The organism is Streptomyces sp. NBC_01571 (genome assembly GCF_026339875.1).
In the GTDB taxonomy this organism is placed as follows: domain Bacteria; phylum Actinomycetota; class Actinomycetes; order Streptomycetales; family Streptomycetaceae; genus Streptomyces.
On the sequence record NZ_JAPEPZ010000001.1, the window covers coordinates 3,345,263 to 3,371,541 of the forward strand.

At 69.5% G+C, this 26,279-nt stretch carries 24 protein-coding genes; 7 read left to right on the top strand and 17 right to left on the bottom strand.

Translation table 11 applies throughout. The annotated features are described in order from the left end of the window. Positions 1-125: 125 nt before the first annotated feature. The 5 genes from trpD to ctaE all read right to left on the bottom strand — a co-directional run bounded on the left by trpD (position 126) and on the right by ctaE (position 5,516). Entirely contained in the window at positions 126-1,190 is a 1,065-nt protein-coding gene (gene trpD, locus OHB41_RS15075) for an anthranilate phosphoribosyltransferase (RefSeq protein WP_266698634.1), read from the bottom strand. A 136-nt stretch (positions 1,191-1,326) separates the two neighbouring features. Then, positions 1,327-2,964, bottom strand: a complete 1,638-nt coding sequence (qcrB, locus tag OHB41_RS15080; protein WP_266698635.1) for a cytochrome bc1 complex cytochrome b subunit — start codon at positions 2,962-2,964, stop codon at positions 1,327-1,329. Next, the gene (qcrA, locus tag OHB41_RS15085; RefSeq protein WP_266698636.1) at positions 2,961-4,025 is read right to left on the bottom strand and encodes a cytochrome bc1 complex Rieske iron-sulfur subunit; all 1,065 of its coding nucleotides are present in this window, start codon (positions 4,023-4,025) and stop codon (positions 2,961-2,963) included. The genes qcrB and qcrA overlap by 4 nt, the downstream gene beginning before the upstream one ends. Beyond that, positions 4,022-4,831 carry a cytochrome bc1 complex diheme cytochrome c subunit gene (gene qcrC / locus OHB41_RS15090; protein WP_266698637.1) on the bottom strand — a complete coding sequence of 270 codons (810 nt, stop codon included), beginning with the start codon at positions 4,829-4,831 and terminating at the stop codon, positions 4,022-4,024. The genes qcrA and qcrC overlap by 4 nt, the downstream gene beginning before the upstream one ends. Positions 4,832-4,895: 64 nt before the next feature. Beyond that, complete coding sequence (ctaE, locus tag OHB41_RS15095) at positions 4,896-5,516, bottom strand: aa3-type cytochrome oxidase subunit III (RefSeq protein ID WP_168527748.1); 621 nt, start codon at positions 5,514-5,516, stop codon at positions 4,896-4,898. A gap of 193 nt (positions 5,517-5,709) precedes the next feature. Between ctaE and OHB41_RS15100 the strand changes: the two genes are divergently transcribed. Next, positions 5,710-6,111, top strand: coding sequence for a response regulator (locus OHB41_RS15100; RefSeq protein WP_266698638.1), 402 nt, complete (start codon positions 5,710-5,712; stop codon positions 6,109-6,111). Positions 6,112-6,209: 98 nt separating this feature from the next. Here OHB41_RS15100 and OHB41_RS15105 read toward each other — a convergent pair whose 3' ends face one another. From OHB41_RS15105 to ctaC, 4 genes are all read right to left on the bottom strand, one after another. After that, a complete protein-coding gene (locus tag OHB41_RS15105; RefSeq protein ID WP_266698639.1) occupies positions 6,210-7,475 on the bottom strand; it encodes a L,D-transpeptidase in 1,266 nt (421 codons plus the stop codon). 157 nt (positions 7,476-7,632) lie between these two features. Beyond that, positions 7,633-8,031 (bottom strand): cytochrome c oxidase subunit 4, encoded by a 399-nt coding sequence (gene ctaF, locus OHB41_RS15110; RefSeq protein ID WP_266698640.1) that lies wholly within the window; start codon positions 8,029-8,031, stop codon positions 7,633-7,635. Further along, the gene (ctaD, locus tag OHB41_RS15115; RefSeq protein WP_266698641.1) at positions 8,028-9,764 is read right to left on the bottom strand and encodes an aa3-type cytochrome oxidase subunit I; all 1,737 of its coding nucleotides are present in this window, start codon (positions 9,762-9,764) and stop codon (positions 8,028-8,030) included. Before ctaD ends, ctaF begins: the two co-directional genes overlap by 4 nt. Next, on the bottom strand, positions 9,761-10,720 hold the full coding sequence (gene ctaC, locus OHB41_RS15120) for an aa3-type cytochrome oxidase subunit II (protein WP_266698642.1): 960 nt from the start codon (positions 10,718-10,720) through the stop codon (positions 9,761-9,763). Before ctaC ends, ctaD begins: the two co-directional genes overlap by 4 nt. A 337-nt stretch (positions 10,721-11,057) precedes the next feature. Here ctaC and OHB41_RS15125 point away from each other — a divergent pair, with 337 nt between their 5' ends. Then, entirely contained in the window at positions 11,058-12,440 is a 1,383-nt protein-coding gene (locus OHB41_RS15125; RefSeq protein WP_266698643.1) for a cysteine desulfurase/sulfurtransferase TusA family protein, read from the top strand. 19 nt (positions 12,441-12,459) lie between these two features. Here OHB41_RS15125 and OHB41_RS15130 read toward each other — a convergent pair whose 3' ends face one another. Next, complete coding sequence (locus OHB41_RS15130) at positions 12,460-13,434, bottom strand: carbohydrate kinase family protein (RefSeq protein ID WP_266698644.1); 975 nt, start codon at positions 13,432-13,434, stop codon at positions 12,460-12,462. A 134-nt stretch (positions 13,435-13,568) separates the two neighbouring features. Between OHB41_RS15130 and OHB41_RS15135 the strand changes: the two genes are divergently transcribed. Both OHB41_RS15135 and OHB41_RS15140 read left to right on the top strand, forming a co-directional pair. Continuing rightward, complete coding sequence (locus tag OHB41_RS15135; RefSeq protein WP_266698645.1) at positions 13,569-13,778, top strand: hypothetical protein; 210 nt, start codon at positions 13,569-13,571, stop codon at positions 13,776-13,778. Positions 13,779-14,002: 224 nt separating this feature from the next. Next, positions 14,003-15,553 (top strand): hypothetical protein, encoded by a 1,551-nt coding sequence (locus tag OHB41_RS15140; RefSeq protein WP_266698646.1) that lies wholly within the window; start codon positions 14,003-14,005, stop codon positions 15,551-15,553. 121 nt (positions 15,554-15,674) lie between these two features. Here OHB41_RS15140 and OHB41_RS15145 read toward each other — a convergent pair whose 3' ends face one another. Further along, positions 15,675-16,031: a HesB/IscA family protein gene (locus OHB41_RS15145; protein ID WP_101405588.1), complete on the bottom strand. Its 357-nt coding sequence runs from the start codon at positions 16,029-16,031 to the stop codon at positions 15,675-15,677. A gap of 313 nt (positions 16,032-16,344) precedes the next feature. Between OHB41_RS15145 and nadA the strand changes: the two genes are divergently transcribed. After that, the gene (gene nadA / locus OHB41_RS15150) at positions 16,345-17,529 is read left to right on the top strand and encodes a quinolinate synthase NadA (protein WP_266698647.1); all 1,185 of its coding nucleotides are present in this window, start codon (positions 16,345-16,347) and stop codon (positions 17,527-17,529) included. A gap of 168 nt (positions 17,530-17,697) precedes the next feature. Here the strand turns inward: nadA and OHB41_RS15155 are convergent, their stop codons facing one another. The 5 genes from OHB41_RS15155 to OHB41_RS15175 all read right to left on the bottom strand — a co-directional run bounded on the left by OHB41_RS15155 (position 17,698) and on the right by OHB41_RS15175 (position 24,307). Beyond that, complete coding sequence (locus OHB41_RS15155) at positions 17,698-20,829, bottom strand: efflux RND transporter permease subunit (RefSeq protein ID WP_266698648.1); 3,132 nt, start codon at positions 20,827-20,829, stop codon at positions 17,698-17,700. Positions 20,830-21,080: 251 nt separating this feature from the next. Further along, entirely contained in the window at positions 21,081-21,764 is a 684-nt protein-coding gene (locus tag OHB41_RS15160; RefSeq protein WP_266698649.1) for a response regulator, read from the bottom strand. Continuing rightward, entirely contained in the window at positions 21,761-22,981 is a 1,221-nt protein-coding gene (locus OHB41_RS15165) for a sensor histidine kinase (protein ID WP_266698650.1), read from the bottom strand. The genes OHB41_RS15160 and OHB41_RS15165 overlap by 4 nt, the downstream gene beginning before the upstream one ends. Before the next feature lie 209 nt (positions 22,982-23,190). Beyond that, positions 23,191-23,469 (bottom strand): PspA-associated protein PspAA, encoded by a 279-nt coding sequence (gene pspAA, locus OHB41_RS15170; RefSeq protein WP_266698651.1) that lies wholly within the window; start codon positions 23,467-23,469, stop codon positions 23,191-23,193. A gap of 43 nt (positions 23,470-23,512) precedes the next feature. Beyond that, positions 23,513-24,307 carry a PspA/IM30 family protein gene (locus OHB41_RS15175; RefSeq protein WP_266705876.1) on the bottom strand — a complete coding sequence of 265 codons (795 nt, stop codon included), beginning with the start codon at positions 24,305-24,307 and terminating at the stop codon, positions 23,513-23,515. Between the two features lie 269 nt (positions 24,308-24,576). Here OHB41_RS15175 and OHB41_RS15180 point away from each other — a divergent pair, with 269 nt between their 5' ends. Then, positions 24,577-25,203: a DUF3043 domain-containing protein gene (locus OHB41_RS15180; protein WP_266698652.1), complete on the top strand. Its 627-nt coding sequence runs from the start codon at positions 24,577-24,579 to the stop codon at positions 25,201-25,203. Positions 25,204-25,286: 83 nt separating this feature from the next. After that, complete coding sequence (locus tag OHB41_RS15185; RefSeq protein WP_266698653.1) at positions 25,287-25,988, top strand: class I SAM-dependent methyltransferase; 702 nt, start codon at positions 25,287-25,289, stop codon at positions 25,986-25,988. Positions 25,989-26,043: 55 nt separating this feature from the next. Here the strand turns inward: OHB41_RS15185 and OHB41_RS15190 are convergent, their stop codons facing one another. Then, a complete protein-coding gene (locus tag OHB41_RS15190) occupies positions 26,044-26,256 on the bottom strand; it encodes a hypothetical protein (RefSeq protein WP_148013643.1) in 213 nt (70 codons plus the stop codon). Between the last annotated feature and the right edge of the window lie 23 nt (positions 26,257-26,279).

The window sequence follows — 26,279 nt, forward strand, 5'->3', positions numbered from 1 at the left end:
CCGCACCCGGAAAACCACCACGCTCGGGGTCCGGGACAAAGCCCCGCGGACGGAACACACAGAGACGACGTGGGCGGGCGGGGCCCGGCCAAAAGGCCGCGCCCCCGCCGGCCCCCGCCCAGGAGTCACGCGTTGGTGGCCGTCACCCAGCGGTCGAGCGCGGCGCGCGCCGCGCCGGAGTCGATGGCCCGAGCCGTCCTCACCATCGCGGCACGGAGCTGGTCCACCAGGGACGCGTCCGTCGGGGACAACGCCACCAGCGCCGCCGCCGCGTTCAGGACCACGGCGTCCCGTACGGGCCCCCTCTCGCCGTCCAGGACACGGCGGGCGACCTCCGCGTTGTAGGAGGCGTCGGCACCCCGCAGGGCCTCCACGGGCACGAGGTCGAGCCCGACGTCCCGCGGATCGAACCGCTCCTCGGTCACCTTGCCGTCCCGCACGACCCAGACCTTCGACGTCGCCGTGGTGGTCAGCTCGTCCAGCCCGTCGTCACCTCGGAAGACCAGCGAGGAGTTGCCGCGCTCGGCGAAGACGCCGGCCATGATCGGCGCCATCCGGGCGTCGGCGACACCGACCGCCTGCGCCCTCACCCGCGCGGGGTTGGTCAGCGGACCCAGGAAGTTGAAGACCGTCCGGATCCCCAGCTGTCCGCGCGCCGCAGCCACATGACGCAGCGCCGGATGGAACTTCACCGCGAAGCAGAAGGTGATCCCGGCCTCCTCGGCCACCTCGGCCACCCGCTTCGGCGTCAGTTCCAGATTGACGCCCAGCTTTCCCAGCACGTCCGAGGCACCGGACGCCGAGGACGCGGCCCGGTTGCCGTGCTTGACGACCTTCGTGCCGGTACCGGCCACCACGATCGACGACATCGTGGAGATGTTCACCGTCTTCGCGCCGTCACCGCCCGTACCGACGATGTCGACGGTCTCCCCCGGCACCTCGATCACCTTGGCGTGCTCGTACATCGTGCGGACCAGGCCGGTGATCTCCTCGACCGTCTCGCCCTTGGCCCGCAGCGCCACCACGAAGCCGGCGATCTGGGCGTCCGTCGCCTCGCCGCTCATGATCCGGTCCATCGCCCAGGCCGTGTCGTCCGCGCTCTGGTCCCGGCCGTCGAGCAGGCCGTTCAGCACCGCGGGCCAGGAACGGCCCGCCGCGATGTCGCCTCCAGCGGGGGTCACAGCACTCATATGCCGCTCCTGGGTTCGTAGACAGGTACAAGCAGGGTCCACCCTATCCAGCCCAGGCACGGCGAAGAGCCCCCGTCCATGGGACGGGGGCTCCTGCCGTGGCGATCAGTGGGACCGGTGAGGACCGGTCGGAGGATCAGTGGTGGCCGTGGCCGCTCGTGATCTCCTCGTACTCCTCGACCGTGGGCTTGGGGATCTGGCTGTGCTCCCCGTAGAAGCCCTTGCTGAGCTTGGCACGCAGCCGCTGCGCGCCGTTCACCTTGCGCTCGACACCGTTCTCGTCGACCACCGGGCCGATCTCGGCGGGCTGGTACTGCTCGTGCGCGGTGAGCGTGTGCAGGGCCTCCTGGCCGAGCGGCTCGTGCACCTCGATGAACTCACCGTGCGGCAGGCGCTTGATGATGCCCGACTCGCGGCCGTGCAGCACCTTCTCCTTGTCGCGGCGCTGGAGACCGAGGCAGATCCGCTTGGTGGCGATGAAGACGAGCACCGGCACGACGAAGAACGCGATCCGGACGAACCAGGTGATCGAGTTGATCGACAGGTGGAAGTGCGTGGCCCAGATGTCGTTGCCGCCACCGACCAGCAGGACGAAGTACCAGCTGATCCAGGCCGCGCCGAAGGCGGTACGGGTCGGGACGTTGCGCGGGCGGTCCAGGATGTGGTGCTCGCGCTTGTCGCCGGTGACCCAGGACTCGATGAACGGGTAGACCGCGATCGCGACCAGGACCAGCGGGAAGACCACCAGCGGGATGAACACACCCAGGACGAGCGTGTGACCCCAGAAGTTGATCTCCCAGCCCGGCATGACACGGATCAGACCCTCGGAGAAGCCCATGTACCAGTCGGGCTGGGCGCCCGTGGACACCATGTCCGGACGGTAGGGGCCCATGGACCAGATCGGGTTGATCGAGGCGATCGCCGCGATGGCCGCGATGACACCGAAGACCAGGAAGAAGAAGCCTCCGGCCTTGGCCATGTAGACCGGCAGCAGCGGCATGCCGACGACGTTCCTGTTCGTCTTTCCGGGGCCCGCGAACTGCGTGTGCTTGTGGTAGAAGACCAGGATCAGGTGGCCGACGACCAGGCCGAGCATGATGCCCGGCAGCAGCAGCACGTGCACGGAGTAGAAGCGGGCCACGAAGTCGCCGCCCGGGAACTGACCGCCGAAGAGGAAGAACGAGAGGTACGTGCCGACGATCGGCACGGACAGGACCGCGCCCTCCATGAAGCGGACACCGGTGCCGGAGAGCAGGTCGTCCGGGAGCGAGTAACCGGTGAAGCCGGTGAACATGCCCAGGACGAACAGCAGGAAGCCGAACAGCCAGTTGACCTCACGCGGCTTGCGGAACGCACCCGTGAAGAACACGCGCATCATGTGCACGAACATGCCGGCGAGGAAGATCAGCGCCGCCCAGTGGTGGATCTGCCGGATCAGCAGACCACCGCGCACCTCGAAGGAGATGTGCATGGTCGAGTTGAACGCCTCGGACATCAGCTGACCCTGCAGCGGGACGTAGCTGCCGTGGTACTCCACCTCGTTCATCGACGGGTGGAAGAACAGCGTCAGATACACACCCGTGAGGATGATGATGAGGAAGCTGTACAGGCAGATCTCACCCAGCATGAACGACCAGTGGTCGGGGAAGATCTTGCGCATGTTGGCCTTGGCCAGGGAGTAGATCCCCAAGCGGCCGTCGGCCCAGTCGGCCACCCGCTCACCGGCGGGCGCCTTCTCGCGCGAGCGCGAGTCGGAGGTGGTGGTAGTGCTCATCCGCGCTCCCAGAAGGCAGGACCGACGGGCTCGTCGAAGTCGCCGAGCGCCTCGAGGTAGCCCTCGTCGTTCACACCGATGCGCAGCTGCGGCAGGGCATGACCGGCCGGGCCGAAGATCACTCGGGCACCGTCGGAGAGGTCGAAGGTGGACTGGTGGCAGGGGCAGAGCACGTGGTGCGTCTGCTGCTCGTACAGGGAGATCGGGCAGCCGACGTGGGTGCAGATCTTCGAGTACGCCACGATGCCCTCGTGCGACCAGGCGAGCTCGCGCTTGTCCTTGATGTTGTCCGGCTGGAGCCGGACGATCATCACGGCGGCCTTCGCGATCTCCTGCTGGAAGTCCTCGTCCTTCTCCTCCAGGCCCTCGGGCTTGACGAAGGTGAGCGAGCCGACGGCGATGTCGGAGGGACGCAGCGGCTCGTTCGTGTTCATGTTGACGAGCAGCTTGCCCTTGGACCAGATCGTGTGGCGCAGCTTGGTGCCCGGCAGCGGACCGAGGTCGCGCAGCAGCATGACGCCGGAGAGCGGGAACAGGGCCAGCGCGCCGAACATCGTGGTGCGGATCAGCTTGCGGCGGCCGAGCGCGGACTCCTTGGCACCCTGCTTGAAGTCGGCCAGGACCTTGGCCTTGACCTCGGGCTCCGCCTCGATCGGGTGACGCTCGTCGGCGATCTCCACGTCGGACATCAGGGTGCGGGCCCAGTGGACCGCGCCCGCGCCGATCGAGAAGAGCGCCACACCGAGCGTCATGCCCAGCGCGAAGTTCAGCGCGCTGATGTGCCCGAGCGGGAAGACGAAGATCGACTTGTCGTTCGGGATCGTCACGTACGAGGCGATGAAGGCCACCGTGGCCAGCATCGACAGCGTGAACAGCATCGCGACGACGCGCTCGGACCGCTTGGCGGCCCGCTCGTCGATGTCCTGGATGCGGTGCTCGTGGGGCGGCAGTCCCGGGTCCGCGAACGGGTTGTCCTCGTTCGCGACGGCTACTGCGCCGTGACCGTGCTCGTCGGCCCGCTCAGCGGGCAGGTTCTCTTCTGGAATGTCTTGGCTACTCATGACTTCTTGGCCTTTGCGGTCCGAGCGGCGACCCAGACGGCGACGGCGACCAGCGCGCCAAGACCGAAGATCCAGCCGAAGAGGCCTTCACTGACCGGCCCGAGGCCGCCCAGCTCGAGACCACCAGGGCTCTCGGTGTTGTCACCGTTGACCGCGTCGAGGTACGCGATGATGTCCTTCTTGTTCTTCTCCGACAGCGTGGTGTCGGGGAAGGAGGGCATGTTCTGCGGGCCGGTCTGCATGGCCTCGTAGATGTGCTTGGGGTCGACACCCTCGAGGCTCGGCGCGAACTTGCCGTGCGTCAGCGCGCCGCCCTTGCCGGTGAAGTTGTGGCACTGCGCGCAGTTGGTGCGGAACAGCTCGCCACCCTTGGCGATGTCCGCGCCCTCCGGGCTGACCTGGCTCTTCGTCGGGACCGTGGGACCAGCGCCCAGCGAGGCGATGTACGCCGCGAGCTGGTCGATCTCGGCCTGCGAGTAGATGACCTTCTTGCGCGGGATCTGCGCGCCCGGCTGCTGGGCCGGCATGCGGCCGGTGCCGACCTGGAAGTCGACCGCCGCGGCGCCGACCCCCACCAGGCTCGGCCCGTCGGAGGAGCCCTGACCGCCGGTTCCGTGGCAGCTTGCGCAGCCCACGGAGAAGAGCTTCTTGCCCTCGTCGATGGCAAGGGACTGGGCGGTGGTGTCGGCCTGCGCCTTGCTCGCGGGTGCGAACGCGGCGTACAGCCCCCCGGTGGCCGCCAGCGCGAGGAGTAGGACGACGACCGCCGCCAGCGGATGGCGTCGTCGTGCGGAGAGCTTTTTCACGGATTACCCCGGTGTCAGGATCTTCTGCGTCGATGCTTCTGGATGTTTCGGGCTGCGGGCCCGATTACTTGATCATGTAGATCGTGGCGAAGAGGCCGATCCAGACGACATCGACGAAGTGCCAGTAGTAGGACACGACGATGGCGGCGGTCGCCTGCTCGTGAGTGAACCTCTTGGCCGCGTAGGTGCGGCCGAGGACCAGCAGGAAGGCGATGAGGCCGCCCGTCACGTGCAGGCCGTGGAAGCCGGTGGTCAGGTAGAACACCGAGCCGTACGGGTCGGAGGAGAGCGAGAGCCCGTCCTTCTTGACCAGTTCGGTGTACTCGAAGATCTGACCACCGATGAAGATCGCACCCATCACGAACGTGACGGTGAACCACATCCGGAGCTTCTTCACGTCCCCGCGCTCGGCGGCGAACACGCCGAGCTGGCAGGTCAGGGAGGAGAGCACCAGGATCGTGGTGTTCGAGGCCGAGAACGGGAAGTTGAGATGGCCGGCCATCTCCTTCCAGTGATCCGGTCCGGTCACCGATCGCAGGGTGAAGTACATCGCGAAGAGGGCCGCGAAGAACATCAGCTCGGAACTCAGCCAGATGATGGTTCCGACGCTGGTGAGGTTCGGTCGATTGACCGACGGGTGCGCGTGCCCGGTTTCTACTGTCGTTGCTGTCGCCACGACCGACATTATGTCGGTCGCTTATCCCGCCCTCACCCCGGGGGGTGCCGTTCGGGGTGTCTGTGGGGTGTGTCCAGCCCGTATGGCCCATCGAAGCCCTGTCCGAACCGGTGTTGACGAGGTGTTTGAAGGAGTAGCATCCGCGCCATCGGTACCAGGAGTTCCCGACCAATGCGGTGCTTCTCAGATGCGTGGAGGAACAATGCAGCCGACCGCCACGGTGCTGGTCTACAGTGACGACTCCAACACCCGGGGGCAGGTGCGGCTGGCGACAGGCCGCAGACCGGCCTCCGACGTTCCCCAGGTCGAGTTCATCGAGTGCGCGACGCCCGCCGCCGTCCTGAAGGAGCTGGACAGGGGCGGCATCGACGTCTGTGTGCTCGACGGCGAGGCGGTCCCGATGGGTGGCATGGGAGTCTGCCGGCAGATCAAGGACGAGATCTTCAACTGCCCGCCCGTGCTTGTGCTCATCGGGCGCCCCCAGGACGCCTGGCTGGCCACCTGGAGCCGCGCGGACGCCGCGGTGACCCTGCCGGTCGACCCGGTGGAGTTCGCCGCCTCGCTGGCCTCGCTCCTGCGCCGCAAGGCCCTGCTCGGCGCCTGAGGTCCCGGCCTGCGGCCCGCCGCGGCGGCTGCGGGCCGCCTGGGGCCCGGCACGCCTCTTCCCGCGCCCTGGACGGGGCGCGGGACCGCGGCGCCGTCTCACACGGACTCGGGACGCAGACGCGCCTTCTCCGCCACCGGCGGGCCGTCGGGGGTACCGCCCACCAGGGCACTGCCGCTGCGCCAGTTCGCCCAGGAGACGTTCCAGTCGCCGAAACCGTTGTCGAACGCCGCCATCTGGGCCCCGTTGGAGTTGACGACCTTCACGATGTCGCCCACGCGCACGTGGTTGAAGAACCACGCCGCGTTGCTGGTGCTCATGCCGGTGCAGCCGTGGCTGACGTTGGCGTACCCCTGGGAGCCCACGGACCAGGGCGCCGCGTGCACGTACTCGCCGCTCCAGGTGACACGGGTCGCGTAGTACACGGGCAGGTCGTAGGAGTCGGAGGAACCCTCGGCGATACCGACGGTGGTACCGCGCATCCGTACGACGTACTCCTTGCTCAGCACCACCTTGACGCCGTTGCGCGTCTCGAAGCCGGGCTTGCCGGTCGTGATGGGGATCTTGTTGATCGGCGCGCCGTTCTTGTACACCGTCATGATGTGCGTGGCGGCGTCCGTGAGGGCGACGAGCTGGTCGCCGGTGGTGAACGTCAGGGGCTTCGCGTCGCCGCCCCAGAGCCCCGCGCCGACCTTGACGCCCTTGAGGTTGCTGTGCGCCTGGATGGTGGCGTGGGCGGGCCAGTACTCCTTGGGGCGGTAGTGCAGGGTCTTGTCGTCCACCCAGTGCCAGGCGCCCTCCGTGGCGGGCGTCGAGTCCACCCGCAGGGCCCGCTCGACGATCGTGCGGGCGGCCTTGTCCTTGACGGGGGCGCTGAGTTGGGCGGTCACGGGCTGTCCGACGCCGTACTCGCCCGCGTCGGGCCCGAAGGTGACGCCGAGTGTCTTCTTGGCCTTGGGCGTGATGGTGTCGAAGCCGATGGACTTGCGGCCCTGTGCGCCGTCCTCGTCCTCCGTGCTCACCTGCACCGTGTAGTGGGCGCCCGCCGCCAGCGCCGAGGTGCTGTGCCAACGGGTGCCGTCGGCGGCCAGCTCACCCGACACGTACCGGCCCGTCGCGTCCGTGGCCGTCACATCGGTGATGCGCTCGTCGTCATCATTGACGGTGATTTCGAGCGGCTTGTCCGGGTCCACCTTGCTGCTGTCGCCTTCGACCGGACCGTTGAAGGAGATCAGGCCCGCCGCGTCGTACGGCTTGGCCGCCAGTGGATGACTGTCTGAGCCGCAGGCGGTGGTGGCCGCGCCGAAGGCAACCACCAGCGTGGCGCAGCTGACGACCGTGCGGATTCGCGGTGAGTGGTTCATGGGTTCCACGCTATGAATGGCCGGCCGCGACGGCACGGCGGGTGAGCCGACCGGGGGACATGAGGCGTGACACGCCGAGGAGCCCGGACCCTCCTGACGGAGTGTCCTGGCTCCCTGGTGTAAAGGCGTGTCCCGCGCGGGGCGCGGATCGCGTGTCCTACTGGGTGCGGTCCGGGCCGTGGTAGAACTCGAAGACCCAGCCCCACAGGCCGATCAGCAGGAGCGGGGCCGAGAAGTACAGCAGCCACCAGCCGAAGACGACGCCCATGAAGGCGAGCGCGCCACCGATACCGAGCGAGAGCGGCTGCCAGCTGTGCGGGGCGAAGAACCCCACTTCACCGGCCTCGTCCGCGACGTCGGCCTCCTTGTTGTCCTGCGCCAACTGGTCGACCCGCCGGGCCGTGAAGGCCAGGTAGTAGCCGATCATGACGCTCAGGCCGAAGCCCAGGAAGAGCGCCGTGGTGCCGGCCGGCTCCTTCGACCACAGGCCGTACACGATGGCCATGATCAGGATGAAGACGGCCAGCCAGAGGAACATCTTGCCTTGGACCTTCACTTGCCGGCCTCCTTGCCGCCAGCCAGGGCCGCCGAACCGTGACCGGCGTTCTCGAGCTGGTCGAGAGCGGCGATCTCCGGGTGGTGCAGGTCGAACGCCGGGGATTCACTGCGGATCCGCGGCAGGGTGAGGAAGTTGTGGCGCGGCGGCGGGCAGGACGTGGCCCACTCGAGCGAACGGCCGTAACCCCACGGGTCGTCGACCTCGACCTTCTTGCCGTACTTGGCGGTCTTCCACACGTTGTAGAGGAACGGCAGGATCGACAGTCCGAGCAGGAACGAGGAGATCGTCGAGACCGTGTTGAGGGCGGTGAAGCCGTCGGCCGCGAGATAGTCCGCGTAACGGCGCGGCATGCCCTCGGCGCCCAGCCAGTGCTGGACCAGGAACGTGCCGTGGAAGCCCACGAACAGCGTCCAGAAGGTGATCTTGCCGAGCCGCTCGTCGAGCATCTTGCCCGTCATCTTCGGCCACCAGAAGTGGAAGCCGGAGAACATCGCGAACACCACGGTGCCGAACACGACGTAGTGGAAGTGCGCCACCACGAAGTACGAGTCGGAGACGTGGAAGTCCATCGGCGGCGAGGCCAGGATGACGCCGGTCAGACCGCCGAAGGTGAACGTGATGAGGAAGCCGGTGGCCCACAGCATCGGTGTCTCGAAGGACAGCGAGCCCTTCCACATCGTTCCGATCCAGTTGAAGAACTTCACGCCTGTCGGTACGGCGATGAGGAACGTCATGAAGGAGAAGAACGGGAGCAGCACGCCACCGGTGACGTACATGTGGTGCGCCCACACGGTCACGGACAGACCCGCGATCGCGATGGTCGCGCCGATCAGGCCCATGTAACCGAACATCGGCTTGCGCGAGAACACCGGGATGACCTCGGAAATGATTCCGAAGAACGGCAGCGCGATGATGTACACCTCTGGATGGCCGAAGAACCAGAAGAGGTGTTGCCAGAGCAACGCTCCGCCGTTTGCCGCATCGAAGACATGTGCCCCGAATTTTCGATCCGCCTCCAGGGCGAACAGAGCCGCCGCCAGGACGGGGAAGGCCAGCAGCACCAGAACCGCGGTGAGCAGCACGTTCCACACGAAGATCGGCATCCGGAACATCGTCATGCCGGGAGCGCGCATGCAGATGATCGTGGTGATGAAGTTGACCGCACCGAGGATCGTGCCGAAGCCGGAGAAGGCCAGACCCATGATCCACATGTCGGCGCCGACGCCCGGAGAACGGACCGCGTCCGACAGCGGCGAGTACGCGAACCAGCCGAAGTCGGCCGCGCCCTGCGGAGTGAGGAAGCCGCCGACGGCGATCGTCGAGCCGAAGAGGTACAGCCAGTACGCGAACATGTTCAGCCGCGGGAACGCCACGTCGGGCGCGCCGATCTGCAGCGGCATGATCCAGTTCGTGAAACCGGCGAACAGCGGCGTCGCGAACATCAGCAGCATGATCGTGCCGTGCATCGTGAACGCCTGGTTGAACTGCTCGTTCGACATGATCTGCAGACCGGGACGCGCCAGCTCGGCGCGCATGAGCAGCGCCATGACGCCGCCGATGCAGAAGAACGCGAACGACGTGACCAGATAGAGCGTGCCGATCGTCTTGTGGTCAGTGGTGGTGAGCCACTTGATCACGACGTTGCCCGGCTGCTTGCGCCGCACCGGCAGCTCGTTCTCGTACGAGTCGTCGGCTTCCGCGGCACCCTGGGGTTCGTTGAGGATGCTCACAGGTTGTTCGTCTCCCGGTTCTTCTCGTGACCCGTCTGCTCAATGCCGGCCGGGATGTAACCGGTCTGCCCCTCTGCCGCGAGCTGCTTGAGGTGGGCCTCGTAGCGCTCCGGCGAGACGACCTTCACGTTGAAGAGCATCCGGGAGTGGTCGACGCCGCACAGCTCGGCGCACTTGCCCAGGTAGGTGCCCTCCCTGTTGGGGGTCACCTGGAAGGAGTTGGTGTGGCCCGGGATGACGTCCTGCTTCATGAGGAACGGCACCACCCAGAAGGAGTGGATGACGTCACGCGAAGTGAGGACGAAGCGGACCGTCTTGCCCTTGGGGAGCCAGAGGGTCGGACCGGGGTTGTTCGTCTGCGGGTTCCGCTCACTCGGAGTGCCGGCCTCGTAGACACCGCCGGCGTTCACCGGGAAGTCCTTCTTGAACCGGTCCGGAATGGCGTCCAGGTTCTTGTCGGTCTTCGCGTCACCGGTGACACCGGGGACGTTCTCGATGTAGTTGAAGCCCCAGCTCCACTGGTAGCCGACCACGTTGACCGTGAGGTCGGGCTTCTTGTCGAGGCTGAGGAGCTTCGTCTCGTCGCGGGCGGTGAAGTAGAACAGCACCGAGACGATGATGAGCGGGACCACCGTGTACAACGCCTCGATCGGCATGTTGTACCGGGTCTGCGGGGGAACTTCGACCTTGGTGCGGCTGCGCCGATGGAAGACGACGCTCCACAGGATCAGACCCCAGACCAGCACGCCCGTGGCGAGCGCGGCCGCCCACGAGCCCTGCCAGAGGGAGAGGATCCGCGGAGCCTCCTCCGTGACCGGGGTGGGCATACCAAGGCGGGGAAAGTCCTTGTATGTGCAACCGGTGGCGGTCGCCAGGACCAGGCCCGCAGTCATTGCCTGCAGCAGCTTCCGCCGCATCGGGCGCCGCGGCGAGCGGTCGGAGCCGTTGGGACTCACGTAGCGCCTTCCCGAGAGTCTCGCCCGCGCTGGTTGGCTACGGCCCTTCTCGCTGGTCGCTCGCCGCCCTGGCACACGGGCAGGGGTTTGGATGTTTATGCGGACCAAACCCTACTGGACGCTATTTGAGGTCGCGCGGGGAGGGTGCCCAACGCGCCGCCGGGTCAGCCGAAGGGGGTGGGTTGCCCTGCTCCGGGCTACTTCTGACGGAGGTTTGGGGCGCTCAGGAGCCCGGGACACGGGACATCGCGGCGGCCGCGTGCCCGTCGTGGCCCGTCGCGCCGTTCCTCGCGCCCCCCTCGGGGCGCCGCTGCGACCGGAGCTTTAGCGTTGGCGTGTGGCCTACTTCGACGCTGCTTCCGCCGCCCCTCTCCATCCCGTCGCCCGACAGGCCCTGGAGGCCTCGCTCGACGAGGGCTGGGCCGACCCGTCCCGCCTCTACCGCGAGGGACGACGGGCCCGGCTCCTGCTCGACGCGGCCCGCGAGGCGGCCGCCGACGCGGTGGGCTGCCGTCCGGACGAACTGGTCTTCACCAGCTCGGGCACCCGGGCGGTGCACTCCGGCATCGAGGGCGCACTGGCGGGCCGTCGACGCGTCGGAAGCCACCTGATCGTGTCAGCTGTCGAACATTCGTCGGTACTCCATTCGGCGGAGGTCCACGAGACGGCGGGCGGCACCGTGACCCGCGTCCCGGTCGACCGTACGGGCGCGGTGTCCCCCGCCGCGTACGCCGACGCCCTGCGCCCCGGCACCGCGCTCGCCTGTCTGCAGTCCGCCAACCACGAGGTGGGGACGGAACAGCCGGTGGCTGCGGTCGCGCGGGCGTGCCGGGCGGCGGGGGTGCCGCTGCTGGTCGACGCGGCGCAGTCGCTGGGCTGGGGGCGGGTCGAGGGGGACTGGTCCCTGCTGACGGCAAGTGCCCACAAATGGGGCGGCCCTTCGGGGGTCGGACTTCTCGTCGTACGCAAGGGAGTGCGGTTCGCCCCTCAAGGACCCCTGGACGAACGGGAGTCGGGGCGGGCGGCCGGCTTCGAGAACATCCCGGCCGTGGTGGCCGCGGCGGCCGCGCTGCGTGCCGTGCGCGCGCAGGCGGCCGTGGAGGCGGCGCGGCTGCGGGAACTGACGGACCGGATCCGGACGCGGGTCCCGGACTTGGTCACGGACGTGGAGGTGGTCGGCGACCCGGTCGGCCGGCTGCCGGGGATCGTCACCTTCTCCTGTCTCTACGTCGACGGGGAGTCGCTCCTGCACGAACTGGACCGGGCGGGCTTCTCGGTCTCCTCCGGTTCGTCGTGCACGAGCAGCACGCTCACCCCCAGCCACGTCCTGAAGGCGATGGGCGTGCTGAGCGAGGGCAACGTCCGGGTGTCGCTGCCGCCGGGCACGCCGTCCGAGGACATCGACCGGTTCCTTTCGGTCCTTCCGGCGGCGGTCTCCGCGGTGCGCGAGAAGCTCGGCGCTCCGACGGCCCCCCGGACGGCGTCCGCCCCTTCCGGTTCGCTCGTCCTGGACGCGCTCGGCAAGCTCTGTCCGATCCCGGTCATCGAACTGGCCGGGGTCATCGGCGACGTGCCCCTCGGCGGCACCGTCCGCGTCCTCGCGGACGACGAGGCGGCCCGCCTGGACATCCCGGCGTGGTGCGAGATGCGGGGTCAGGAGTACGTCGGAGAGGAGCCGGCGGACCGGGGCTCGGTGTACGTGGTCCGCCGGGTGTCCTGACCCCGCTGCCGGGCCCGGCCTAGACCAGGTGGGCCCTGACCTCCTGGGCGGCGTCGTCGCCGTACGCCTTGGTGAAGCGGTCCATGAAGTGGGCGCGGCGCAGCTGGTACTCCTGGGTGCCGACCGTCTCGATCACCAGGGTGGCGAGCATGCAGCCGACCTGGGCGGCGCGCTCCAGGGAGACACCCCAGGCGAGCCCGGACAGGAAGCCCGCGCGGAACGCGTCGCCGACGCCCGTCGGGTCGGCCTTGCGCTCCTCGTCCGGGCAGCCGACCTCCACCGGCTCCTCGCCGACGCGCTCGATGCGGACGCCCCGCGCGCCGAGGGTGGTCACCCGGTGGCCGACCTTGGAGAGGATCTCGGAGTCGCTCCAGCCGGTCTTCGACTCGATGAGCCCCTTCTCGTACTCGTTCGAGAAGAGGTAGGTCGCCCCGTCCAGCAGTATCCGGATCTCGTCGCCGTTCATCCGGGCGATCTGCTGCGAGAAGTCGGCCGCGAAGGGGATCGAGCGGGACCGGCACTCCTCGGTGTGCCGCAGCATCGCCTCGGGGTCGTCCGCCCCGATGAGGACGAGGTCGAGTCCGTCGACCCGGTCCGCGACCGCCTTCAGCTCGATCAGCCGGGCCTCGCTCATCGCACCCGTGTAGAACGAGCCGATCTGGTTGTGGTCGGCGTCCGTGGTGCACACGAAGCGCGCGGTGTGCAGCACCTCGGAGATCCGCACGGAGCCGGTGTCGACGCCGTGGCGGTCCAGCCACGCGCGGTATTCGTCGAAGTCGGAGCCCGCGGCCCCGACCAGGATCGGCCTGGTGCCCAGCTGACCCATACCGAAGGCGATGTTCGCTCCGACGCCGCCCCTGCGCACGTCGAGGTTGTCGACGAGGAAGGACAGGGAGACCGTGTGCAGCTGGTCCGCGACCAGCTGGTCGGCGAAACGGCCGGGGAAGGTCATGAGGTGGTCGGTGGCGATGGAGCCGGTGACTGCGATACGCACGGCGAGGACACGCTCCTGCGAAGGGAGAGGGTTGACAGTTCACGCTACCCGGTCGGCGCCTGACCTCAGAAGCGGTCAAAACTACCCGATAGTAGGTCTTTCTTCGTAACGCTCCCGGTGCATACGGTTCCGTTATGACGAACCTCAAGGTCCACGGCTCCGCTCCGCTCGACCTGGAAGGCGACCTGGCGTCACTGCGCGACGACTGCGCCCGGACCGCCAGGCACTGGGCGGCGCCGGCCCCGGTCACCGTCCCGCCCGTGTCCCCGTCCCGCATCCACGGGGTGCGCGTGCCGCCCGCCTCGGCCCGCCTGCTGGACGCGATGTCCGACTACGGCGACTGACCCCGCGTCCCACGGCGACTGACTCCGCGTCTCCTACGGCGTCCGCGCGGGCGCCGTGAGCGGGCGGCCGGGCGGCGCCCGCAGGGAACCGTGCGCTCCCCCGCTGCGTCCCATCGCCGTCCCCCGTAAAGGGGATGCGGTGTACGACCCTTCAGCGCCCGCTCCGGGAGTCCCCGGCCGGGCCGGGTCGTCGCGGACAGCAGTGGAGCCGAAGGAGCGATGCGGTGAGCACCGAGCGACCCGACCACGAAGCGACCGACCCCGCCGAGGACGGTGCCGGGACGGCGAAGCCACGCCGTCGGCATTCCCCGGTGGCCGTCGCCTCGGTCGCGGCCGCCGTTCTGCTCGTCGGGGGCGGCGGGGCGTACATGGCCACGACCGCCTTCGACGGCGGCGGACACAGCGGCGCCGAGTCCCCGGGCGGCGACGGCACTCCCCCGCCGCTCGCCCTCGACGGCGGCACCGGAGGCGGTGGCACGGGTGGTGTCGCGCCGGGTGAGCCCGACCCCTACGGCACGGTCTACCGGGCGGACGGAAAGCTGCCCGACGGCCCGGACTCCGCGCCCGTCTACGCGGCGAAGGGCTCGGTCACCGCGGCCGAGGTGACCCGCCTCGCCGAGGCCCTGGGGCTCACCGGCACCCCGCGGCTCGTCGGCGACACCTGGCAGGCCGGTGGGGGCGGGGACGGCTCCGGCCCGAGTCTCCAGGTGAACCGGCGGGCGCCCGGCACCTGGACGTTCAGCCGTTACGCACCCGGTACCGACAACTGCAAGGGCGCCGTGTGCACCAGCGACCCCGGCTCACCGAGCAGTCACGCGGTGAGCGAGGCCGCCGCGAAGAAGGCCGCCGCCCCCGTGCTGAAGGCGCTCGGTGAGAACGACGCGAAGCTCGACGCGAGCGCGCTCATGGGCGCCGTGCGGGTGGTGAACGCGGACCCCGAGGTCGGCGGCCTGCCCACCCACGGCTGGACCACCGGCGTCCAGGTCGACAAGGAAGGCCAGGTGGTGGGCGGCAACGGCCTGCTGAAGACGCCGGAGCGCGGGGACACGTACCCCGTCATCAGCGCGCGCGGGACGCTGGACCTGATGAACGGTCCGGATTCGGCCCCGGCGCCCGGCGGTGCCCGCAACGGGCCCGGCGGCTGCGCGAGCGCCGTGCCGTTGAAGGACCGGGACGAGAAGCCGTGCGCCGCGTCGACCGCGCTGCCGCGGCGGGATTCGGTGACCGTCGAGAAGGCCACGTTCGGGCTGGCGTCGCACTTCGTGGACGGGCACCAGACGCTGGTGCCGTCCTGGCTGTTCGAGGTACGGCCGAAGGGGGCGACCGCCTCCCTCACCGTGACGCATCCGGCCGTCGACCCGAAGTACCTGGCCGCGCCGGAGACCCCCGGGGCGCCGAGCCCACGGCCGACCGGCGAGCCGGCGTCCCGGGACGTCACGGTGCAGGGGTACACCGCCGACGGCAAGGACCTGACGGTGAGCTTCACCGGCGGGGTGTGCGCCGACTACGCCGTCTCGGCGAGCGAGAACGCGGACAAGGTGACGGTCAAGGTCACCGAGACCCCCTGGCAGGGCAAGGTCTGCATCCTGATCGCCAAGGTCTACGAGAAGACGGTGCGCCTGGACGAGCCGCTCGGCGGCCGGAAGGTCGTGGGGTCGGACGGCGGGGAGATCCGGGAGGGCAAGACACCGGGCGCTTCGACGATGACGCCGACGAAACCGACGGCACCCAGGGCGCCGAGGGTGCCGCACACCCCGGAGCCGCTGGCGCGGTAGGGCGGAACGGCCCGCGCGGACGCGGGCACGGACGCGCGAAGGCGGCGTCCCCCTCGGAGGGGGACGCCGCCTTCGTCCGTGTCCAGCAGTCGGCCGGGGCCCAGCGAAGGAGCCGGAGGGCCTAGCTGAAGGAGTCGCCGCAGGCGCAGGACCCGGTCGCGTTCGGGTTGTCGATCGTGAAGCCCTGCTTCTCGATGGTGTCCACGAAGTCGATCGAGGCGCCGCCCAGGTACGGGGCGCTCATGCGGTCGGTGACGACCTTGACGCCGCCGAAGTCCTTGACGACATCGCCGTCGAGGGAGCGCTCGTCGAAGAAGAGCTGGTAGCGCAGGCCGGAGCAGCCGCCGGGCTGAACGGCGACACGCAGTGCCAGATCGTCGCGGCCTTCCTGGTCGAGCAGGGCCTTGACCTTGCCCGCGGCGGCGTCGGACAGGATGATGCCGTCGCTCACGGTGGTGGTCTCGTCCGATACGGACATCTGCTTCTCTCCCGGGTTGTTCGGAGACTGCTTGCCGACGATTGCAACCGCCGGGGCCGCGGATTCATTCCGGGCCGAGAGTCTGTCTTCTGGGTTCTCTCTGTTCCCTCCTCATGCTCGCACACACGCGAGAACGCGCACAGCGGCCTCCGGGGAAGCTCAGGGATTCACGTCACATGGACACGACGGGCATCGTCAACATGACGTGAAGCGGTTATGATAGATAGCGTCATTTAGACGAAAAGGCTTGTCCCGCATGTCCCGCCGGGTCGTTCGTGAACCGGCGAGCCGCAGAACAGAAAGGGTGCGTGTCGTGACCACCGCCCAGACCCAGGAGCTCGACGTACAGCCGACGCCCCTCGCCCTGCTGTTGCTCGGCCGTGAGGCCGACCCGAGGAGCGAGCGCGGCGTCGAGTGCCCCGGCGACCTGCCCTCGCCGTCCGACCCGGACCTGGTGGAACGCGCACGAGCGGCCAAGGAGAAGCTCGGGAACAAGGTCTTCGTGCTCGGCCACCACTACCAGCGCGACGAGGTCATCCAGTTCGCGGACGTCACGGGCGACTCCTTCAAGCTGGCCCGGGACGCGGCCGCGCGCCCCGAAGCCGAGTACATCGTCTTCTGCGGTGTGCACTTCATGGCGGAGTCCGCGGACATCCTCACCTCCGACGACCAGAAGGTGGTCCTGCCCGACCTCGCCGCCGGCTGCTCCATGGCCGACATGGCCACGGCCGAACAGGTCGCCGAGTGCTGGGACGTGCTGACCGAGGCCGGGGTGGCCGAGCAGGTCGTACCCGTCTCGTACATGAACTCGTCCGCCGACATCAAGGCGTTCACCGGCAGGCACGGCGGCACGATCTGCACGTCGTCCAACGCCCAGCGGGCCCTGGAGTGGGCCTTCGAGCAGGGCGAGAAGGTCCTCTTCCTCCCCGACCAGCACCTCGGCCGCAACACCGCCGTCCGTGACATGGGGATGTCCCTGGAGGACTGCGTCCTCTACAACCCGCACAAGCCGAACGGTGGCCTGACCGCCCAGCAGTTGCGCGACGCGAAGATGATCCTGTGGCGCGGTCACTGCTCGGTGCACGGCCGCTTCAGCCTGGACTCGGTGAACGACGTGCGCGAGCGCATCCCCGGCGTGAACGTGCTCGTCCACCCGGAGTGCAAGCACGAGGTCGTCGAGGCGGCGGACTACGTCGGCTCCACGGAGTACATCATCAAGGCCCTGGAGGCGGCCCCGGCCGGCTCGAAGTGGGCGATCGGCACGGAGCTGAATCTCGTACGCCGGCTCGCGAACCGTTTCGCCCCCGAGGGCAAGGAGATCGTCTTCCTCGACAAGACGGTCTGCTTCTGCTCGACCATGAACCGTATCGACCTCCCCCACCTGGTGTGGACCCTGGAGTCGCTGGCCGAGGGCAACCTGGTCAACCGCATCGAGGTGGACCGGGAGACGGAACGGTTCGCCAAGCTGGCGCTGGAGCGGATGCTGGCGCTGCCGTAGCCGCGCCCGGCCGGCCCGTACGGCCCGGTGAACGGCTCGGGCCCGCCCGGACACCATCGGTGTCGGGCGGGCCCGAGTCGTTTCCGGGCCCCGAGGACCCCCGAGGCCCCCGAGGCCCCTTGGGCCCCTTGGGACCGAGAGGCGTCAGCCCCTCGGCCCCTCAGGCCCTCAGACCTGCGCCGGTTCCGGCTCGTCGTCCGGGACGGACGGCGCCTGCGGCGGGGTGCCGGCCTTCTTCAGCCGCTTCTGCGCCTTCTTCCCCGCTCGCCGCTCCTTGCGGAGTTCGAGCATCGCGTAGAGCGTCGGGACCAGCAGGAGCGTCAGCACGGTCGAGCTGATCAGGCCGCCGATGACGACCACGGCCAGCGGCTGGGCGATGAAGCCGCCCTCACCCGTGACACCCAGCGCCATCGGGAGCAGGGCGAAGATCGTCGCAAGGGCCGTCATGAGGATCGGGCGGAGACGGTGACGGCCACCCTCCACCACGGCCTCGACCACTCCGTAGCCCTGTCCGCGGTACTGGTTGATCAGGTCGATCAGCACGATCGCGTTCGTCACCACGATGCCGATGAGCATCAGCATGCCGATCATCGCCGGGACGCCCATCGGGGTGCCGGTGACGACCAGCAGGCCGATCGCGCCCGTCGCCGCGAATGGGATCGAGACGAGCAGGATCAGCGGCTGCACCAGGGAGCGGAAGGTCGCGACCAGCAGCATGAAGACGATCGCGATCGCCGCCAGCATCGCCAGGCCGAGGTTCTTGAACGCGTCGTCCTGGTTCTGCGAGACCCCGCCGATCTCGGCGGTCGCCCCGGCCGGCAGCTTGAGCGCGTTCAGCTTCGTGGTGAGGGCCGAGCTGACCGCGCCCGTGTTGTCCCCGGTCGGCTTCGCCGTGATCGTGGCGGCCCGCTGGCCGTCGATCCGGGTCATCGAGACCGGGCCGTCCACCAGCTTCACGTCCGCGATGTCACCGAGCTTCACCGCGCCGAGACGCAGGTCCCGGAGCCCGGCCAGCGACTCGGCCGGCTTCGCCGACCTGATGACGACGTCCCGCTCGCTGTCGTCCAGGATCGCCTTGCCGCTGGTGGTACCGCGCACCGCCTCGGCGACGGCGGCACCGAGCGTGGTGTCGTCGAACCCGGCCGCCGCCGCCTTGGAGTTGGCCTTGACCGAGATGCGCGGCACGCTCTGCGCCAGGTCGCTGGTCACGTCCGTGACGTCGTCGAGCTTCGCGACCGCGGCGCGGACCTGCTCCGCCGCCTTGCGCAGGACGTCCGCGTCGGCCGCCTTCACGACCACGCTGAGGTCCTGGTTGCCGAAGCCGTCGCCGGCCGCGACCGTCGTCGTACCGATGCCGGAGAGCTTGCCGAGTCCGTCCTCGATGCGGTTCTGGACGTCGGTGGCCGACGCCGAGTCGTCCAGCATGACCTGGTACGAGGCCTGGTTGGTGTCCGTGCCGCCACCGAACGCGGCCATGAACCCGGACGAGCCGACCGTGACCTGGTAGTCTTTGACTCCCTTGACGCCGCCGAGCAGCCGCTCGACCTTCTTCGCCTGCGCGTCGGTCGCCGCCAGGCTGGTGCCCGGCTTCAGCTCCTGCTTGAGGGTGAGGACCTTCTGCTCGCCCTGGTCGAAGAAGTTCGTCTTCAGCAGCGGCGCCATGCCGAAGGTGCCGACTAGGACGACCGCCGCGATCACCAGGCTGGTCAGGCGGCGGCGGGTGGCGAAGCGCAGGACGGGGACGTAGAAGCGCTGCAGACGGCTGCGCGCCTCCTTCTCCTCGGCCGTACGGCGTGCCTCGGCGGCGTCCGCCGGCATGTCCTTCGGGGGCCGCAGGAACCAGTACGACAGGACCGGGACGACCGTCAGGGAGACGATCAGGGACGCCAGCAGCGCCGCCGTGACGGTCAGGCTGAAGGAGCCGAACAGCTCTCCCACCATGCCGCCGGTGAGGCCGATGGGCAGGAAGACGGCGACCGTGGTGAGGGTCGAGGACGTGACCGCGCCCGCCACCTCGCGTACCGCCTTGAGGATGGCCTCCTCGCGCTCCTCGCCGTAGCCGAGGTGCCGCTTGATGTTCTCCAGGACGACGATCGAGTCGTCGACGACCCGGCCGATCGCGATGGTGAGCGCGCCGAGCGTGAGCATGTTGAGCGACAGGTCACGGGTCCAGAGCACGATCAGCGCCAGCACCACCGACAGCGGGATGGACACCGCGGTGACGAGCGTCGAACGGATCGACGCCAGGAAGACCAGGATGACCAGGACCGCGAAGAGCAGGCCCAGCCCGCCCTCGGTGGTCAGACCCTTGATCGACTTCGACACGGCCGGACCCTGGTCGCTGACGACGGTGATCGTCGACCCGGTGCCCAGGTCCTTGCGCATGCCGGGCAGCTTGTCCTTGACGGCGTCGGAGATGGCGACCGCGCTGCCGTCGTGGTCCATGGTGACGTTCACGGCGAGGCTCGGCCGGCCGTCCGTGCGGGTGAGGGAGTCGGCCTTCGACGGCTCCTGCTCGACCTTCGCGACGGAGGAGAGCCGTACCGGCTTCCTGCCCTGGCCGCCGGTGACCATCAGGTCCTGGATCTGCCGCAGCGAGGTGAAGCCGCCGCCGACCTGGACGGTCCGGTTGTTGCCGTCCTCGTCGAAGGAGCCGGCCGGGACGGTCGTGCCGCCCGCCTGCAGGGCCTGGCCGAGAGCGCCCGGGGTGAGCCCTGCGTCCGCCATCTTTCCGTCGTCCGGCACCACGGTGACCTGGAGGTCCCGTACGCCGTCCACCGTCACCTGGCCGACGCCGTCGATGCTCTTGAGGTCCGGCACGACCGTGCGGTCGAGCTGGTCGGACAGGGCCTGCTGGTCCTTGTCGGACGTGACGGCGAGCACCACGGTCGGGATGTCGTCCGTCGAACCGGCGATGACCTGCGGGTCGACGGAGTCCGGGAGCTGGACGCGGGCACGGTTCACGGCCTGCTGGACATCGGCGACGAGCTGCTTGGTGTCGTTGCCGTAGTCGAAGGACGCCCTGATCACGGCGTTGCCCTCGCTGGCGGTGGAGGTGACACCGGTGATGCCGTCGACGCCTTCGAGGGTGTCCTCGATGGGCTCGACGACCTGCTTCTCGACCACATCGGGAGACGCACCCTGGTACGGCGCGAGCACGGACACCATGGGCAGTTCGATGGTGGGCAGCAGCTGCTGCTTGAGCTGGGGGATCGCGATCGCTCCGAACGCGAGCGCGACGATCGACATCAGCCCGATGAGGGCCCGTTGCGCGAGGCTGAATCTGGACAGCCAGGACATGGGTGGGGGATCTCTTTTCCGTGGCGTGAGCGGGTGGCTTGTGACGGTTTGGACGGCTGGGGTGACGACGGGTGTGACGGCAGGACGGCGGGAGAGCGCGTACGTACCTCTTGACGGGCCCGTGCGGCGGCTGCGCCGCACAGGTGAGCGCTCTCCTGCCACCATGAGCCATCGGCCGGCGCCGATCCGTCGCCCCTGGGTCTATTTCCTTATGCGGAACCTACTGCGGGCGCAGTACGGACCGGTGAAGTTCACTCCACCCTTGGACGTACCAGTCCCGACTCGTACGCGATGACGACGAGCTGCGCCCGGTCGCGGGCGCCGAGTTTCGCCATGGCCCGGTTGACATGCGTCTTCACCGTCAGCGGGCTGACCTCCAGCCGCTCGGCGATCTCGTCGTTGGAGTGGCCCCCCGCCACCTGGACGAGCACCTCGCGCTCGCGCACGGTGAGCGCGTTCAGCCGCTCTGCGCGGCCCGGGTCGCGCTCCTCGTCCGCGCCGTCGCCCTGCGCGAGGAACTTGGCGATCAGGCCCTTGGTGGCCGCCGGGGACAGCAGCGCCTCGCCGCCCGCCGCGATCCGGATGGCGTTCAGCAGCTCGTCCGGTTCGGCGCCCTTGCCGAGGAACCCGGAGGCCCCGGCCCGCAGCGACTGGACCACGTACTCGTCGACCTCGAAGGTCGTCAGCATGACCACCCGTACCTGCGCCAGCCCGGGATCCGCGCTGATCAGCCGGGTGGCGGCGAGCCCGTCGGTCCCCGGCATCCGGATGTCCATCAGCACCACGTCGGCGCGCGCCTCCCTGGCGAGCCGCACCGCCTCGGCGCCGTCGGACGCCTCTCCCACGACCTCCATGTCGGGCTCCGAGTCGACGAGGACGCGGAACGCGCTGCGCAGCAGCGCCTGGTCGTCGGCGAGCAGGACACGGATGGTCATGCGGGGTCCCCCAGGGCAGGCGTGCGGGTCTTGACCGGAAGGATCGCATGCACGCGGAAGCCGCCTCCGTATCGGGGACCGGCCGAGCAGGTACCGCCGAGCGCGCCGACCCGCTCACGCATCCCGAGCAGCCCGTGCCCGCCGCCCTCCTCCGGGCCGTCGTCCTGCCCGGGCCCGTTGTCGAGGACGGTCACTTCCATGTTCGGGCCCACGCGTACGACGCTGACCTCGGCCTTCGCCTCGGGGCCCGCGTGCTTCTGCACATTGGTGAGCGCTTCCTGGATGACCCGGTAGGCGGCGAGGTCGACCGCCGCGGGGAGGGTGGTGCCGTGGTCGGCGCGGGCCACTTCGACGGGGAGCCCCGCGTTGCGGAAGGTGTCGGCGAGCTCGTCGAGGCGGGCGAGGCCCGGGGCGGGTTCGGTGGGCGCCTCGGGGTCACCGGACTGGCGCAGCAGGCCCACGGTGGCGCGCAGCTCGTTGAGGGCGGAGCGGCTGGCCTCCCGTACGTGGGCCAGCGCTTCCTTGGCCTGGTCCGGGCGCTTGTCCATCACATGGGCGGCGACTCCGGCCTGCACGTTGACGAGGGCGATGTGGTGGGCGACGACGTCGTGCAGATCGCGGGCGATGCGCAGCCGCTCCTCGGCGACGCGGCGCCGGGCCTCCTCCTCGCGGGTGCGTTCCGCGCGCTCGGCGCGTTCGCGGATGGCGTGGACGAAGGCGCGGCGGCTGCGGACGGCGTCGCCCGCGGCGGCGGCCATGCCCGTCCAGGCGAAGATGCCGAGGTTCTCCTGCGCGTACCAGGGCAGGGGGCCGGCGAGCATCGCGCAGGCGGTCAGCACGGTCATCGTGAGCAGGCCGACCCGCCAGGTGGTGGGGCGGTCCGTGGTCGACGCGACGGTGTACAGGGCGACGACGGCGGACATCACCACGGGGGTACGGGGGTCGCTCGCGACCAGTTCCACGACGGACAGTGCGCCGGTGGCGGCGAGGACCGGGAGGGGGGCACGGCGGCGGAACACCAGGGCCGCCGCGCCGAGCACCATCAGGGTGAGGCTCAGGGCACTGGGGGTGCGGGCGCCCCAGCTCGCTCCGTGGCCGCCGTGCGGGTCCACGAAGGAGCTGGCCATCATGGTCACGAGGACGCCGGTCGCCAGGGCGGCGTCCAGGGCCATGGGGTGCGCGCGGAGTCTGCACCTCGTGCGCTCTAGGGTGCTCACTTCGTTTACGGTACGGGGCCCTTGCGGGGGGCGGAACGGTTGTCACCCCGCCCTGGGTTGTCGGGCCCCGGCGCCCGTTTACCTGGGGGCTGCCGCCGTCAGACCCCCGCATCGCCCGAAGGGCTCGTCCTCGAACGCCGGACGGGCTGAAATGCAGACGCCGGGCGTCAGCCTTTGAGGGCACCCCCCAGGTACGGGAAAGCCCCCGCTCAGCCGGGGATCAGCCCGTCCCCGTCGAGCATCTCGCGGACCTCCGCGAGCGTGGCGTCCGGGGACGGAAGGATCAGTCCCGAGGGTTCCAGCGCATCGTCGGGGAGCGGAGCGCCCAGACGATGGACCGCGTCGAGGAGGGCGGTCAGGGTGCGCCGGAAGCCGGCCTCGTCACCGCCCTCCACCTCGGCGAGCAGCTCGTCGTCCAGCTTGTTCAGCTCGGTGAGGTGGCTGTCGTCCAGCCTCACCTGCCCCTCCCCCATGATCCGCACGATCATGTCGCCCTCCTAAGGCGTGGGACCCGGTCGGTCGCCGCTGCTGCTACTGCTTGTCGAAGCGGGGGGTGTCCTGCGGCTGGGACCGGTTCTGGCCCTGGTCCGAGGTGCCGCCCTCGATCGCCTGCTGCGAGGAGCCGCCGGCCAGCTCGGCCTTCATGCGCTGCAGTTCCAGCTCCACATCCGTACCACCGGAGAGCCGGTCCAGCTCGCTCTGGATGTCGTCCTTGGCGAGCCCGGACTGGTCGTCGAGGGCGCCGGAGGCGAGCAACTCGTCGATGGCACCCGCGCGGGCCTGCAGCTGCGCGGTCTTGTCCTCGGCGCGCTGGATGGCCATCCCGACGTCGCCCATCTCCTCGGAGATGCCGGAGAAGGCCTCGCCGATCCGGGTCTGCGCCTGGGCCGCGGTGTACGTGGCCTTGATGGTCTCCTTCTTGGTGCGGAAGGCGTCGACCTTGGCCTGCAGACGCTGGGCCGCGAGGGTGAGCTTCTCCTCCTCGCCCTGGAGGGTCTGGTGCTGGGTCTCCAGGTCCGTCACCTGCTGCTGGAGCGCGGCTCGGCGGGAGAGCGCCTCGCGGGCCAGGTCCTCCCGGCCGAGCGCGAGCGCCTTGCGGCCCTGGTCCTCCAGCTTGGTGGACTGGCTCTGGAGCTGGTTGAGCTGCAGTTCCAGACGCTTGCGGGAGGTCGCGACGTCGGCGACGCCACGGCGCACCTTCTGGAGCAGCTCCAGCTGCTTCTGGTACGAGTAATCGAGGGTTTCGCGCGGGTCCTCGGCCCGGTCAAGGGCCTTGTTCGCCTTCGCGCGGAAGATCATCCCCATACGCTTCATGACACCGCTCATGGGCTTCGCGCGCCCCCTTCTGACGGACTCCAGCTCCAGGTACTGCAACAGAACCCACAGTACGGGCCCTGCATCCATTACCGCACTGTTCGGGGACGGATGCGCTCATCCCCAAGGACGACTGCGTACGGTGCCGCTCCGGCGTAGGGAGTAGGTGGAACCCGGGGTGCCCCCCCGCGTCCCCTTCGCGTCCCCCCGCGAACAACGTCCCCTGTGTCCCCCTACAGACGCACGGCGTTGCCGGATCGTTCCCCACTCGATCGACGTCCATGCCGCCGCACCCCGTACCCTTGGGTTTTGTGTTCCGTAGCCGTGCCAAGGAAGAGAAGGCCCCCGCCGACAAGGCGCAGGTGACCGACTCCAAGCAGACCCGTCACCCGCAGGCCCCCAAGGGCCGCCCCACGCCGAAGCGCAGTGAGGCCCAGACCCAGCGTCGCAGCGTCGCCCAGACGCCGTCGACGCGCAAGGAGGCCGCCAAGCGTCAGCGTGACGATCGCCGTGTCCAGCTGGAGAAGCAGCGCCAGGCGCTGGCCAGCGGGGACCAGCGCTATCTGCCCGCCCGTGACAAGGGGCAGGTGCGGAAGTTCGCGCGCGACTTCGTGGACTCGCGTTTCTGCATCGCGGAGTTCTTCCTGCCGATGGCCGTGGTCATCCTCGTCCTGAGCATGGTGCGGGTGGGCTCGCTGCAGAACATCGCGCTGCTGCTGTGGCTGGTCGTGATCGTGATGATCGTGGTCGACTCGATCGGCATCGCGATCCGTCTGAAGAAGCAGCTCGCCACGCGCTTCCCGGACCTGCCCAAGAAGGGCGCGGTTCCCTACGCGCTGATGCGCACCCTCCAGATGCGTCGACTCCGGCTGCCGAAGCCGCAGGTCAAGCGCGGAGAGCGGCCCTGAGCGCGACATCCTTCTCCGGAGACGCGGCGAATGCCTGGCTGAGCAAGCTGGGCGGGCTGCGTGATGTCGTACGGCAGGAGCTGGTGGCCCGGCAGCTCGACGAGCAGATAGCCGGGCGGTTCCCGGTCGGACAGCGGCTGCGGGTGCTCGACGTCGGGATGGGCCAGGGCACGCAGGCGCTGCGGCTGGCCCGCGCCGGGCATCAGGTGACCGGCCTGGAGCAGGACGGCCGGATGCTCTCCGTGGCCCGCCAGGCGCTGGCCGCCGAGCCCGAGGGCATCCAGGGCCGGGTCCGGCTGATCGAGGGCGACGGCCGGGACACGGGGGTCCACTTCCTGCCCGGCAGTTTCGACGTGGTGCTGTGTCACGGTGTGCTGATGTACGTCGAGGAGCCGGATCCGCTGGTCGCGGGGCTGGCGCGGATGCTGGCCCCGGGCGGGCTGCTCTCGCTGCTGGTGCGCAACGCCGACGCGCTGGCCCTGCGGCCGGGACTGGCCGGGGACTGGACGTCGGCGCTGGCCGCGTTCGAATCCGATGCGTACGTCAACCGGCTCGGGCTCGCCGTCCGCGCCGACCGGCTGGCCACGCTGACGTCGACGCTGGCGGGGATCGGGGCGCCGTTGCACGCCTGGTACGGCGTGCGGGTGTTCACGGACGGCGCGCCGGACGGGGCACCCGTCCCCGAGGACGTGGAGAGTCTGCTGGCCGCGGAGGAGCGGGCCGGGCGGACCGATCCCTACCGTCAGGTGGCGGCGCTGCTGCACCTGTGCGGGGTACGGGGCTGAGGGCACGGGCGGGTCGCCGGAGCCGTTTCCGGTGGCCCCGGCGACCTCTACCGGCCTACTCGGGCTCGGCGTGCAGGCTCATCGGCCCGTAGATCTGCGTGCTGTCCTCGAAGAGGAACACCTGGTCGGCGCCGCCCGCCAGGAGGTCCTTCCACACCTCGCCGATCCAGGACTCCGCGTCCCCCTGCGTGGTGAACTCCTCGGGCTCCACCGCGGGTTGGACCTCTGTCCCGTCGGACTTCTCGAACCGCCACGTCCATGCCGCCATGTACGCCTCCCAGGTATGAGCAC

What these genes read in the sequence shown, in the direction of transcription:
- trpD (WP_266698634.1), bottom strand. Translation starts at nt 1,190, where the DNA reads ATGAGTGCTGTGACCCCCGCTGGAGGCGACATCGCGGCGGGCCGTTCC.
- OHB41_RS15175 (WP_266705876.1), bottom strand. Translation starts at nt 24,307, where the DNA reads ATGAGCGGTGTCATGAAGCGTATGGGGATGATCTTCCGCGCGAAGGCG.
- OHB41_RS15145 (WP_101405588.1), bottom strand. Translation starts at nt 16,031, where the DNA reads ATGTCCGTATCGGACGAGACCACCACCGTGAGCGACGGCATCATCCTG.
- OHB41_RS15155 (WP_266698648.1), bottom strand. Translation starts at nt 20,829, where the DNA reads ATGTCCTGGCTGTCCAGATTCAGCCTCGCGCAACGGGCCCTCATCGGG.
- OHB41_RS15100 (WP_266698638.1), top strand. Translation starts at nt 5,710, where the DNA reads ATGCAGCCGACCGCCACGGTGCTGGTCTACAGTGACGACTCCAACACC.
- OHB41_RS15180 (WP_266698652.1), top strand. Translation starts at nt 24,577, where the DNA reads ATGCCGCCGCACCCCGTACCCTTGGGTTTTGTGTTCCGTAGCCGTGCC.
- qcrB (WP_266698635.1), bottom strand. Translation starts at nt 2,964, where the DNA reads ATGAGCACTACCACCACCTCCGACTCGCGCTCGCGCGAGAAGGCGCCC.
- OHB41_RS15160 (WP_266698649.1), bottom strand. Translation starts at nt 21,764, where the DNA reads ATGACCATCCGTGTCCTGCTCGCCGACGACCAGGCGCTGCTGCGCAGC.
- OHB41_RS15135 (WP_266698645.1), top strand. Translation starts at nt 13,569, where the DNA reads ATGACGAACCTCAAGGTCCACGGCTCCGCTCCGCTCGACCTGGAAGGC.
- OHB41_RS15190 (WP_148013643.1), bottom strand. Translation starts at nt 26,256, where the DNA reads ATGGCGGCATGGACGTGGCGGTTCGAGAAGTCCGACGGGACAGAGGTC.
- OHB41_RS15105 (WP_266698639.1), bottom strand. Translation starts at nt 7,475, where the DNA reads ATGAACCACTCACCGCGAATCCGCACGGTCGTCAGCTGCGCCACGCTG.
- qcrA (WP_266698636.1), bottom strand. Translation starts at nt 4,025, where the DNA reads ATGAGTAGCCAAGACATTCCAGAAGAGAACCTGCCCGCTGAGCGGGCC.
- pspAA (WP_266698651.1), bottom strand. Translation starts at nt 23,469, where the DNA reads ATGATCGTGCGGATCATGGGGGAGGGGCAGGTGAGGCTGGACGACAGC.
- ctaE (WP_168527748.1), bottom strand. Translation starts at nt 5,516, where the DNA reads ATGTCGGTCGTGGCGACAGCAACGACAGTAGAAACCGGGCACGCGCAC.